This is a genomic window from Mesorhizobium sp. M7A.F.Ca.US.006.01.1.1, assembly GCF_003997935.1.
Classification (GTDB): Bacteria; Pseudomonadota; Alphaproteobacteria; order Rhizobiales; family Rhizobiaceae; genus Mesorhizobium.
Window position 1 is genome coordinate 1 of the sequence record NZ_RZQL01000242.1, and the last position, 10,540, is coordinate 10,540.

Genomic DNA, 10,540 nt, shown 5'->3' on the forward strand with positions numbered 1-10,540 from the left:
GCGCTTGTATTCGCCAAAATACTTGGTGATCGCCGCCGTCAGCGACGTCTTGCCATGGTCGACGTGGCCAATCGTGCCGATGTTCACGTGAGGCTTGTTACGCTCGAATTTACCTTTTGCCATTGTCTCTTTCCTTGGACGGCCCGGATCTTCAGTTCGGTCGAAGACCTTCAGTTCAGTCGAATGCGGGGCGATTAGCGACAAAGGCCAAAAAACACAAGCGTCTTTTGGCCGGGTGCCGTCTCACTCAGTCCGAACCATCGATCCGATTGCGGGGATATGACGCTGATATAGGAAGGCTCCGGGCAAAATGAAGGGGTAGCGGGCCGACCGATCGAGGCCGCGAAAGCGCTGGCGTGCTTGCCCGGCCCTGTCTGAATCATGGCCCGGCCATGGACCATTGCCGCCGCCACCCGCCTCTGATCTTGTGGCCGGATGCATTTCATCCCTGCCTCTATCCGCGGCCCGCTGTTCATGATCGTCTCGACGGGGTCGTATCTCGTCAACGACACGATGATGAAGCTCGCGACGGCTGGCCTGCCGTCCTACGAAGTGCTGTTTCTGCGGGGTGCCGCGGCAGCACTCTGGGGCTTCCCGCTGCTGTTCGCGCTGGGCTACGGCAAGCAGATCCCGCTGATCTTCGACAAGCGCGTCCTGAGCCGTAACATGCTCGAACTGGCGGCGATCCTTTGCTATGTCGTCGCACTCGCCAACATGCAGATCGCCGATTCCACCGCGCTCGGACAGATCACGCCGCTCTTGATGCTGGTCGGCTCCTCGATCCTGTTTGGCGAGCGGATCGGCGGCCGGCGCATGGCGCTGATCGGGCTCGGCTTCGTCGGAGCGCTGATGGTGGCGCAGCCGAGCATGCAAGGCATTTCGGTCTACGCCTTGCTGGCGCTCGGCAATGCCACATTTGCGGCGGCGCGCGACCTTGCCGGCCGGCGGGTCTCGGCCGAGGTGCCGGGGATGATCGTGGCGATTTCCGCCGTCGTGGTGGTGCTGATCGGCGCCGGCGCCGCACATCTGGTTTCAGAGCGCTGGGTCATGCCCGGGGCACATCACCTGCTGCTGATGGCGGGGGCTGGATTTTTCCTGATCTTCGGCCATTTCTTCATCTTCATGGCCTATCGCATCGGACCGACCAGTGCCGTGGCGCCGTTCTACTATTGCTTCACCGTCTGGGCGGTCATTTCGGGCCTGCTGGTGTTCGGGCAGTTCCCAAACGCGCTGGCCATCTGCGGCATCCTGCTGGTTGTCGGCAGCGGGCTGACCATCGTCTCGCTGGATCAGCGTCAGCGCCGGCTGGCCGTGGTCGCGTAACCTCGGCACCCAGGCAGGTGCTCACGAGGCGTTGCCGGGCCGAAAAAGATCGTCTAATCGGCGAAGCAACGTTCGACCGACGACGACATGATCAATCAGCCAAGGGAGTTCCCCGTGACCGATTTTGACCAGAACAAGAGTTCCGACGCCGAGCACAAGGCCGCCATCCGCAAGTCGCTTGTCGGCTGGGCGGTGTTCATCGCCGGAACGCTGATCTTTTTCGTCGCCGCCGATGCAGTGTTGATGCCATAGACGAGCCGCTGCACGTACAGGCCTGAAGCCGGTCCTGCCTTCAGAAACTCGAAACCTCAGACGATCCGCAGGCGCCTAAAGCGTCCGCCTTGCGCTGAACTGATGGTAGGCCCACAGAACGACCACCGCCCCGATGACGGCCACGATCAGGCTGTAGATGTTGAGACCGGTGACGCCTGACGCACCGAAGGCACTGAAGATCAGACCGCCGACAATGGCGCCGACGATTCCAAGCACGATATCCATGATGACACCCTGGCCGGTCTTGTTGACGATCTTGCTGCCTATGAAACCGGCGACCACGCCGAGAATGATCCAGCTGATGATACCCATTTTTCCTCTCCATCCCCTCGCCAGCTGAACATTTTCATAGGATTGTCAAAACCTCAAGCCAGCTTGAAATTCCGCCCGAATGCTTCATTGTTGAGGAGGGGTCGGGCCTTGGTCGCTATGGAGGATCCACAATGGGACTTTTTGACAATGCCGTTCCCGGCGGCAACATCACCAAACCCCTGATGATCGCGCTCGGCGCATTGCTGGTCGGCAAGATGCTGAGCGGCAGAAGTGCCGAAGAGCCGGAGCAGTCTCCCGCGCCCGCTCCGACCGCCCCCGTGCCGACGGAAACCACATCCGCCGACGGTGGCCTGCTCGGCGGCCTGGGCGGACTGCTCGACAAGCTCCGGGATGCCGGACACGGCAACACCGCGGACTCCTGGGTCGGCACCGGCCAGAACCAGTCGATCAACGCCAACGATCTTGGCGCCGCGATCGGACCGCAGATCATTCGCGAGATCGCGCAACGGACCGGACTGGACGAGCAGGAACTGCTCAAGCAACTGTCCACCGCCCTGCCCGGCATCGTCGACAAGCTGACGCCGAACGGCCAGGTGCCGCAGCAGCACCAGGTCGCATCCGCGTTCAACAGCTGACGCGGCGCAGCCACGACAATTGGAGCGCTGCGCCTCGTGCGCAGTGTTTCGGCTTGCCGGGGATGGGATGAGTGTCTGGAGCGGGTAGCGGGAATCGAACCCGCATATTCAGCTTGGAAGGCTGCTGCTCTACCACTGAGCTATACCCGCGCCGTTCCTGAAGTACCGGATTCATCCGAAAAGCGCCATGCACTTTTCGGTCCGATTCTTGTCGCGTTTCAGGGCTTCCGGGCCGGCAGTGGTGGAGAGGGTTGGATTCGAACCAACGTAAGCTAAGCTAACGGATTTACAGTCCGTCCCCTTTAACCACTCGGGCACCTCTCCAGTCTGCCGCCGGAGCCATGCAACGAGGCATTCACGCCGATCCGGACCCGAGTTATGTGTTCTCCGAAACCAGCGCAGCGCCTTATGGCGGCAAGCCCATTGGGTGTCAACCGCGCAACCCCGGTTTTTCGTTTCTGTTCGCCGGCTGTAGTGACGGGCCATATCCTTGGCCGGAGGACACCGCTATAGAAGCCAGCCATGAGCGATAAAACCAACACCCCCAAAGACACCCATTACGCCAAGCTGCGCCGCGCCTATCGCGACGAGAAAAGCGGCGGCGCGCCGGCGTTCCGGCCCCGACAGCCGGTTCCGCCGGGCGAAAATGCCGCGGACGGCCTGGTGCGGCTCTACGGCCTGCACACGGTGCGCGCCGCACTCGACAATCCGCGCCGCAAGATCAGAAGGATGCTGGTGACGCGCAATGCGGCCGAGCGCCTGGAAATCGCCGATCTCGCCGCCCTGCCCTTCAAGACGGAACTGGTCGAACCCAGGGATATCGACAAGATCACCGGGTCGGATGCCGTGCATCAGGGTGTGCTGATCGAGGCCGAGCCGCTGAAAGCCAAGCGGCTCGATGCGCTTGGTGACGCGAAGCTGGTGCTGGTGCTCGACCAGATCACCGACCCGCACAATGTCGGCGCCATCCTGCGCTCGGCGGTCGCCTTCGGCGCCGGCGCGCTGATCACCACGGCCCGCCACAGCCCGCAGGAATCGGGCGTGCTGGCGAAATCCGCCTCCGGCGCGCTGGAGCACATCGACCAGATCGAGGTGAAGAACCTCGCCGACGCGCTCGGCCAGCTGCACGAGGCGGGCTTTCGCACCATCGGGCTTGATTCGGACGCGCCGGCGGAACTCGAAAAGAGCTTTGCCGGAGAAAAGATCGCCCTGGTGCTGGGCGCCGAAGGAAAGGGCCTGCGCCAGAAGACCCGCGAGACGGTGACGACGCTGGCACGGCTCGACATGCCCGGCGCGATCCATTCGCTCAACGTATCGAACGCCGCGGCGATCAGCCTTTACGTGGCGCGGACATTTTTGAAGCGCAGCTAAGCCAAAAACATCTCGAAACGAGAAACGGGTTCCGGCCATAGACGCCGGAACCCGTTCTTCGATGGCCAGGAGTTGGCGGCTTGGGAACGTTGCGCCGCCCTCTCCTGACCTATGCCGCTTTGCCCCGGGTGCCGGCTGCCTCGCTGCCGACCTCGAAATTGGCCATCCGCTCCAGCGCCCTGACCAGAGCCGAATGATCCTCCTTGGCGCCGCCATTGGCGGCGCAGGCGTTGAACAGCTGCTGAGTCGTCGAGGTGTTGGGCAAGGAAACGCCGAGCGCCTTCGCGCCCTCCAGCGCGAGGTTCAGATCCTTCTGGTGCAGTTCGATCCGAAAACCCGCCGCGAAGGTGCGCTTGACCATGCGCTCGCCATGCACTTCCAGAATGCGCGAAGCCGCCAGCCCGCCCATCAGCGCCTGCCTGACCTTGGCCGGATCGGCGCCGGCTTTCGAAGCAAAAACAAGCGCTTCGGCGACGGCTTCAATGGTCAGCGCGACGACGATCTGGTTGGCCACCTTGGTGGTCTGGCCAACGCCGTTGGGCCCGACCAGGGTAATGTTCTTGCCCATCTTCTCGAACACGGGTTTGGCGCGCTCGAACGGGTTTTCCTCGCCGCCGACCATGATGGTCAGCGACGCCGCCTTGGCGCCGACCTCGCCGCCCGAGACCGGCGCGTCGAGATAGTCGCAGCCCAGATAGTTGATTTTCTTGGCAAAAGCCTTGGTCTCGATCGGCGAGATCGAGCTCATGTCGATGACCAGCTTGCCCTTGGTCAGGCCGGACGCGACGCCGTTCTCGCCGAACAGCACATCGGCGACCTGCGGCGTGTCCGGCACCATCAGGATGATGATGTCGGCGGCCTTGGCCACCGCGGCGTGGCCGGTGACGGTCTTTAGCCCCTTGGCGATGAGATCGGTGGGCGGCTTGGACCGATGGTCGCTGGCGATGACATGATAGCCGGCGTCCAGCAGATGCCCCGCCATCGGTTCGCCCATGATGCCAAGGCCGATGAAGCCGATGGTTTCCATTGTGGTTCTCCTGAAGCTTGTGTGAAACGCCCCCTCATCCGGCCCTTCGGGCCACCTTCTCCCCGGTGGGGAGAAGAGGTCGCCAACGGTGGTGCCTGTCTCTTCTCCCCACCGGGGAGAAGGTGGCCGCTCAGCGGCCGGATGAGGGGGCCTTGGCCGCTAAGCAGCAGCGCTACCCTGCCCGCTCAATTCCCGAAACCACCCCAACCCAGCCTCCGTCCCGGCCTTCGGCTTGTACTCAGCCCCGACCCAGCCGGAGTAGCCGATGCGGTCGATATGCTCGTACAGAAACGGATAATTGATCTCGCCCGTCCCCGGCTCGTGACGGCCGGGATTGTCCGCAAGCTGGATATGCGCGATGCGGTCGAGATTTGCCTCGATGGTACGGGCGAGATCCCCCTCCATGATCTGCATGTGATAGATGTCGTATTGCAGGAACAGATTCTTTGAGCCGACACGGTCGATCAGCGCCAAGGCCTGGTCCGAATAGTTGAGGAAGAAGCCAGGAATATCGCGCGTGTTGATCGGCTCGATCAGCAGCCTGATGCCGGCCTGCTCCAGCTTTTCCGCCGCGAAGGCGAGGTTTTCGGCAAAGACATCCTCCAGCACCTTGCGATCGGCGCCGACGGGCGCGATGCCGGCCAGGCAATTGACCTGCTGGCAGCCGAGCGCCTGCGCATAGGTGATCGCCTTGGCGATGCCCTGGCGGAATTCCGGCACGCGGTCCGGCAGCACGGCAATGCCGCGCTCGCCCTTGCCCCAGTCGCCGGCCGGCAGGTTGAACAGCACCTGGGTCAGGCCGTTCTTCTTCAACCCGGCGGCGACGACATCGGGCGCATGGTCATAGGGGCCGATATATTCGACGCCCTTGAAGCCGGCGCGGGCGGCGGCGTCGAAACGGTCGAGGAACTCATGCTCGCCAAAGAGCATCGAAAGATTGGCTGAAAAACGCGGCATTCCTTTTCTCCTTTTCTCCGCCAAGCCTAATCCAGCATGACGATCGCCGTCGGCGCATCTTCCTGATGTTCGGCAAGCTCCTCGAATTCGGTGATCTTGTCGATCTCGGTGCCCATGGAGATGTTGGTGACGCGCTCGAGGATGAATTCGAGCACGACCGGAACCCGGTGCTCCTTCATCAGCCGCTGCGCCTCCTTGAAGGCACCGGCGAACTCTTCCGGCTTGCGCACCCTGACCGCCTTGCAGCCCATCGCCTCGGCGACAGCAACATGGTCGACGCCATAGCCGGCCTCGGGATCGCCTGCCCGGTTGATGTTCTCGAAGGCGAGGTCGACCTCGAAGTCCATCGAAAACCCGCGCTGCGCCTGGCGGATCAGGCCGAGATAGGCGTTGTTCACGACAACATGCAGATAGGGCAATTTGTGCTGTGCGCCGACCGCCAGTTCCTCGATCATGAACTGGAAATCATAGTCGCCCGACAGCGCCACGATGGTGCGGTCCGGGTCGGCGGCGCGAACGCCAAGGGCTGCCGGCAAGGTCCAGCCGAGCGGGCCGGCCTGGCCACAATTGATCCAGTTGCGCGGCTTGTAGACATGCAGGAACTGCGCGCCGGCGATCTGCGACAGGCCGATCGTGGTGACATAGGTGACGTCGCGGCCGAACGCCTTGTTCATCTCCTCGTAGACACGCTGCGGCTTCAGCGGCACCTGGTCGAAGTGCGTCTTGCGCTTCATCGTCTTCTTGCGGGCCTGGCATTCCTTCGCCCAGCCGGACCAGTCGCGCAGTTTTCCTGATGTCTTCCATTCAGTGGCGACGTCAAGCAGCATCTTCAGTGCGGCGCCTGCATCCGAAACAACGCCGAGATCCGGCGCGAAAACACGGCCGATTTGGGTGGGCTCGATGTCGACATGGATGAATTTTTTGCCCTTTGTATAAACATCGACGGAGCCGGTGTGGCGGTTGGCCCAGCGGTTGCCGATGCCGAAGACGAAGTCGGCTTCCAGCATCGTCGCATTGCCATAGCGGTGCGAGGTCTGCAGCCCGCACATGCCGGCCATCAGCCGATGGTCGTCGGGGATCGCGCCCCAGCCCATCAAGGTCGGGATGACCGGCACGCCCGAAATCTCGGCGAATTCGATCAGCAGGTCCGACGCATCGGCGTTGATGATGCCGCCGCCGGCGACGATCAGCGGCTTTTCGGCCGCGTTGAGCATGGTCAACGCCTTTTCGGCCTGGGCGCGCGTCATCGCCGGCTTGAACGGCGTCAACGGCTCATAGGCATCGATGTCGAATTCGATTTCGGCCAGTTGGACATCGACCGGCAGGTCGATCAGCACCGGGCCGGGCCGCGACGAGCGCATCAGGTGAAACGCCTTCTGCAGCGCCATGGGGACGAGATAGGGCTCCATGACGGTGACCGCCCATTTGGCGACCGGGGCGGCAATGGCTGAGATGTCGACGGCCTGGAAGTCTTCCTTGTTCAGTCGTGCGCGCGGCGCCTGGCCGGTGATGCATAGGATCGGAATGGAATCCGCTGCCGCCGAATAAAGCCCGGTGATCATATCGGTGCCGGCCGGGCCCGATGTGCCGATGCACAGGCCGATATTGCCTGCCTTGGCGCGGGTAAAACCTTCCGCCATGTGCGAGGCGCCCTCGACGTGACGGGCTAGCACATGGCGGATCGTTCCCCTGGCCTTCAGCGCCGCATAGAACGGATTGATCGCCGCGCCCGGCACGCCGAAAGCGCAGGAAATGCCTTCCTTTTCGAGAACGAGAACCGCGGCATCGACAGCGCGCATCCTGGCCATTTTCCAGCCCTCCACGGGTTTGTCATTGTTGGACTGGCCAAGGATGTCAGCACGCCGGGTATTTTTCAATTTTTTCAGAATATTTTTTCATTTCTAGAAAACGGCGTCAGTTTTTTGATTCTATTGGGTTTTCCGTTTTCCAGGAATCCGGCTAACGATCGCAGTGAAAAACTTTTTCATTGTGCATTTGGCGAAATCGGTCGAGAATGGCGCCATGGAAACCACCGAAAAACGCCAGCGCGGCCGGCCGCGTGCTTTCAACGGGCCCTCGGAGGCCAGCTCGGTGCAGTCGCTCGACAGGGCACTGCGCATCCTGGCCATTGTCGCAGAAGGCAGCGGCCTGTCGCTGAGCGAGATATCGGCACAAAGCGGCCTTGCCGCCTCCACCGCCTACCGCATGCTGACGACGCTGCAAAACCACGGCATGGTCGAATTCGACACATCAGACCAACTGTGGTCGATCGGCGTCGAGACCTACCGCATGGGCGCGGCCTTCCTGCGCCGCCGCAAGCTGGTCGACCGCGCCCGTGTCGTCATGCAGGAGTTGATGGAGAAAACGGGCGAGACCGCCAATCTCGGCGTCGCCGAGGATGATTGCGTGGTCTTCGTCAGCCAGGTCGAAACGCATCAGGCGATCCGCGCCTTCTTCCGGCCGGGCACGCGCAGTCCCTTCCATGCGTCCGGCATCGGCAAGGCGGTGCTGGCGCATCTCGAGCCGGAGCGCGTCGGAACCATCCTGCGCAAGGCCGGCCTGCAGCGCTTCACCGACAGGACGCTCTCCGACATTTCGGCGCTTGCCCACGATTTGGCGAGAATAAAGCTGCGCGGCTGGTCGGTCGACGACGAGGAGCGGCACCCCGGCATGCGCTGCGTGGCCGCGGCCATCTTCAACGAATTCGGCGAGCCGATCGGCGGCGTCTCGGTGTCGGGACCGACCGTGCGGGTGACGCCGGAGCGGCTTGCCGAGATCGGCCCGCTGGTGCGCGATGCCGCGGCCGAGGTGACCCGGATGATCGGCGGCGTGCGAGCCGGCTGATCAGCCTGCCCCCGGCAGCGCGCTCCTGGTCGCGATATCAAAGAAATCGAGAAGGATGGCCATGCCGACGCCGCAGGCGGTGAATATCAGGCCGGCCATGAAGATGCGGTTGGCACGTTCATAGATGCGCCGCTGCAGGCATTTCGTGTCGAGCAGCAGCGAGAGCGCCCGCATCTGCAAGGCAATGCCGGCCAGGATCGGCAGGACGGCGGCAAGATGGTAGGTCTGCCACGGGATCGGGTTGGCGGCCCAATGGGTGATGAAGCCCAGCGAAAACGCCAGCAGGATGCCGACGGTGGTGACGGTGCCGTTGCGGAAAACCGTTTCGACCAGGTCTTCCCTGGGGTCCTGCTCGTCCAAAGGTCTCTCCCCGCGTTTCGCGGTCAGCATAGACGCTCGGAAAATCTCTGTACACCGCCCGGTTTGCCGCCCAGGCAATCCTTTCAGTTCTGCGAATCGAGCCGATGGAGCACGCACCGCTACAATCCAGACAACAGAAGAGGGGCTCGCATGGGCCCCTCTGTTGCTGAAACGGTCCTCCCCTCTAAAGACGGCAATAGTGGCGGTATCCGTCGCGGCCGAGATAGGTATCGGAGTCCGCGTCGTAGCTGGCGTAACGATCGTAGCAGCGGCGCACATGCCACGAGCTGCCGCCTTCGTCGACATAGACGGTGCGCGGCTGGGCGAGCAGGCTGCCGAGGACAAAACCGCCGACGCCGGCCGCAATGCCGATGCCGAGGCCGTGATTGTGGTGATGGCTGTGAGCGGCCGAAGGCTGCACGGTGCCGGCCAGCGTGGCGGCGGCGACGGCGGTGGCGATAAGTCCGGAAACGAGTGTGTTCTTGAACATGACGATTTCCTTGCTTCGTTGACCGAGGCGATCCATCCGCCTCTTGATCATCTGTCGTCGCGGCCAAGAAAAAGGTTCGAATCTTTTTTCGATTTTTCTGGGATCCGGGAAATCGGATGGACCGAGGTCATGCTGACGGCGACCTTGCGAGAGCTTGGCGAAGACGTTGATGCGGCTGATCTCCCCCCGCTCTGGCGCTACGCTATGCACATATCTTCTGCGGCTGGCGTGACTGATCGGCCGAGACCTGATTACCACGCGGTTCCCCCAATCCGTCGCTGCTTCGCAGCGCCACCTTTCCCCCCTCCGGAGGGAAAGGAAAGGAGCGTTTCTGGACGAGTGTTGCCAGCAAAAGCTTGGCGCCCTTCCTCTACCCCGTCGATCGGGGGAGAGGTGGCTCGGCGAAGCCGAGACGGAGTGGAGGTCGACCAGCGCCGCAAAAGACAATGCATGCGCGAGGCTGCCATGCACCCTATCGCCAAAGACCAGTTGTTTGGAAATGTGTGCATGCCGTAGCTTGCGGGGGAGATCGCTAGCTTGCCCGCCTACATCGCAAGGTGCCGAACGCAAAAAGGGCGGCCGAAGCCGCCCTTTTGGGGAATTGGGTCCCTCCATCAAAGGAAAATGATCACCCTGCCGTGCCTGTGGTGATGATTGTGGTGGTGGTTGTAGTGCTTCCACCAGAACTTCTTGAAGTGCTTCTTGTGATGGTTGTGGTGGTGGTGATGATGGCCGTGCATGCCGTGGGCTGACGACGTGCCGACAGTGCCGGCGAGCGCGCCGGTGGCAACGAAGATGGCGACGAGGCCTGAGGTAAGAGTGCGCTTGAACATGATGATCTCCTGGATCTTTTGATCGAGGCGACCCATTCGCCTCTCACCATCAGTCGGCGCGGCGCGGCAAAAGGTTCGAAAGGTTGAGGAGATTTTTTGTGGCGCCTTTGGCCCAAGCGAGTAGCGAAGGCAGACCCCCTATTCCCCTATTCCC

The 10,540-nt window shown here is 62.4% G+C and carries 12 protein-coding genes, 2 tRNA genes and 1 pseudogene; 5 read left to right on the top strand and 10 right to left on the bottom strand.

Annotated elements, in window-relative coordinates; genetic code table 11:
• Window positions 1-123, bottom strand: a 123-nt coding sequence (locus tag EN943_RS29995; protein ID WP_245476026.1) for a GTP-binding protein, incomplete at its 3' end; no start/stop codon positions are given.
• 312 nt (window positions 124-435) lie between these two features.
• Between EN943_RS29995 and EN943_RS30000 the strand changes: the two genes are divergently transcribed.
• Window positions 436-1,323, top strand: coding sequence for a DMT family transporter (locus tag EN943_RS30000; protein ID WP_127415739.1), 888 nt, complete (start codon window positions 436-438; stop codon window positions 1,321-1,323).
• A gap of 114 nt (window positions 1,324-1,437) precedes the next feature.
• Window positions 1,438-1,575, top strand: coding sequence for a hypothetical protein (locus tag EN943_RS37795; RefSeq protein WP_164778452.1), 138 nt, complete (start codon window positions 1,438-1,440; stop codon window positions 1,573-1,575).
• Between the two features lie 75 nt (window positions 1,576-1,650).
• Here EN943_RS37795 and EN943_RS30005 read toward each other — a convergent pair whose 3' ends face one another.
• Window positions 1,651-1,908 (bottom strand): GlsB/YeaQ/YmgE family stress response membrane protein, encoded by a 258-nt coding sequence (locus EN943_RS30005; RefSeq protein WP_013531402.1) that lies wholly within the window; start codon window positions 1,906-1,908, stop codon window positions 1,651-1,653.
• 131 nt (window positions 1,909-2,039) lie between these two features.
• Between EN943_RS30005 and EN943_RS30010 the strand changes: the two genes are divergently transcribed.
• A complete protein-coding gene (locus tag EN943_RS30010; RefSeq protein ID WP_127415740.1) occupies window positions 2,040-2,504 on the top strand; it encodes a YidB family protein in 465 nt (154 codons plus the stop codon).
• A 76-nt stretch (window positions 2,505-2,580) separates the two neighbouring features.
• Here the strand turns inward: EN943_RS30010 and EN943_RS30015 are convergent.
• Both EN943_RS30015 and EN943_RS30020 read right to left on the bottom strand, forming a co-directional pair.
• Window positions 2,581-2,654: transfer RNA gene (locus tag EN943_RS30015), tRNA-Gly, on the bottom strand.
• 89 nt (window positions 2,655-2,743) lie between these two features.
• Window positions 2,744-2,828, bottom strand: a tRNA-Tyr gene (locus tag EN943_RS30020).
• Between the two features lie 198 nt (window positions 2,829-3,026).
• Between EN943_RS30020 and rlmB the strand changes: the two genes are divergently transcribed.
• Window positions 3,027-3,875 carry a 23S rRNA (guanosine(2251)-2'-O)-methyltransferase RlmB gene (rlmB, locus tag EN943_RS30025; RefSeq protein WP_127415741.1) on the top strand — a complete coding sequence of 283 codons (849 nt, stop codon included), beginning with the start codon at window positions 3,027-3,029 and terminating at the stop codon, window positions 3,873-3,875.
• 109 nt (window positions 3,876-3,984) lie between these two features.
• Here the strand turns inward: rlmB and EN943_RS30030 are convergent.
• The 3 genes and pseudogenes from EN943_RS30030 to gcl all read right to left on the bottom strand — a co-directional run.
• Window positions 3,985-4,908 (bottom strand): annotated as a pseudogene (locus EN943_RS30030) (2-hydroxy-3-oxopropionate reductase); the annotation flags it as partial.
• 153 nt (window positions 4,909-5,061) lie between these two features.
• Window positions 5,062-5,859, bottom strand: a complete 798-nt coding sequence (gene otnI, locus EN943_RS30035; RefSeq protein ID WP_127415743.1) for a 2-oxo-tetronate isomerase — start codon at window positions 5,857-5,859, stop codon at window positions 5,062-5,064.
• Between the two features lie 26 nt (window positions 5,860-5,885).
• The gene (gene gcl / locus EN943_RS30040; RefSeq protein ID WP_127415744.1) at window positions 5,886-7,667 is read right to left on the bottom strand and encodes a glyoxylate carboligase; all 1,782 of its coding nucleotides are present in this window, start codon (window positions 7,665-7,667) and stop codon (window positions 5,886-5,888) included.
• Between the two features lie 214 nt (window positions 7,668-7,881).
• Here gcl and bhcR point away from each other — a divergent pair, with 214 nt between their 5' ends.
• On the top strand, window positions 7,882-8,703 hold the full coding sequence (gene bhcR, locus EN943_RS30045; protein ID WP_127415745.1) for an HTH-type transcriptional regulator BhcR: 822 nt from the start codon (window positions 7,882-7,884) through the stop codon (window positions 8,701-8,703).
• On the opposite strand, the gene EN943_RS30050 is transcribed toward bhcR, so the two are convergent.
• From EN943_RS30050 to EN943_RS30060, 3 genes are all read right to left on the bottom strand, one after another.
• Window positions 8,704-9,063: a hypothetical protein gene (locus EN943_RS30050; RefSeq protein WP_127415746.1), complete on the bottom strand. Its 360-nt coding sequence runs from the start codon at window positions 9,061-9,063 to the stop codon at window positions 8,704-8,706.
• Window positions 9,064-9,247: 184 nt separating this feature from the next.
• Window positions 9,248-9,553: a BA14K family protein gene (locus EN943_RS30055; protein ID WP_127415747.1), complete on the bottom strand. Its 306-nt coding sequence runs from the start codon at window positions 9,551-9,553 to the stop codon at window positions 9,248-9,250.
• A gap of 614 nt (window positions 9,554-10,167) precedes the next feature.
• Window positions 10,168-10,386 (bottom strand): hypothetical protein, encoded by a 219-nt coding sequence (locus tag EN943_RS30060; protein ID WP_013531393.1) that lies wholly within the window; start codon window positions 10,384-10,386, stop codon window positions 10,168-10,170.
• Window positions 10,387-10,540 lie beyond the last annotated feature (154 nt).

Bases quoted from the DNA above. Each gene is read 5' to 3' on its own strand.
- EN943_RS30000 (WP_127415739.1), top strand. From the start codon at position 436: ATGCATTTCATCCCTGCCTCTATCCGCGGCCCGCTGTTCATGATCGTC.
- EN943_RS30005 (WP_013531402.1), bottom strand. From the start codon at position 1,908: ATGGGTATCATCAGCTGGATCATTCTCGGCGTGGTCGCCGGTTTCATA.
- EN943_RS30010 (WP_127415740.1), top strand. From the start codon at position 2,040: ATGGGACTTTTTGACAATGCCGTTCCCGGCGGCAACATCACCAAACCC.
- rlmB (WP_127415741.1), top strand. From the start codon at position 3,027: ATGAGCGATAAAACCAACACCCCCAAAGACACCCATTACGCCAAGCTG.
- otnI (WP_127415743.1), bottom strand. From the start codon at position 5,859: ATGCCGCGTTTTTCAGCCAATCTTTCGATGCTCTTTGGCGAGCATGAG.
- gcl (WP_127415744.1), bottom strand. From the start codon at position 7,667: ATGGCCAGGATGCGCGCTGTCGATGCCGCGGTTCTCGTTCTCGAAAAG.
- bhcR (WP_127415745.1), top strand. From the start codon at position 7,882: ATGGAAACCACCGAAAAACGCCAGCGCGGCCGGCCGCGTGCTTTCAAC.
- EN943_RS30055 (WP_127415747.1), bottom strand. From the start codon at position 9,553: ATGTTCAAGAACACACTCGTTTCCGGACTTATCGCCACCGCCGTCGCC.
- EN943_RS30060 (WP_013531393.1), bottom strand. From the start codon at position 10,386: ATGTTCAAGCGCACTCTTACCTCAGGCCTCGTCGCCATCTTCGTTGCC.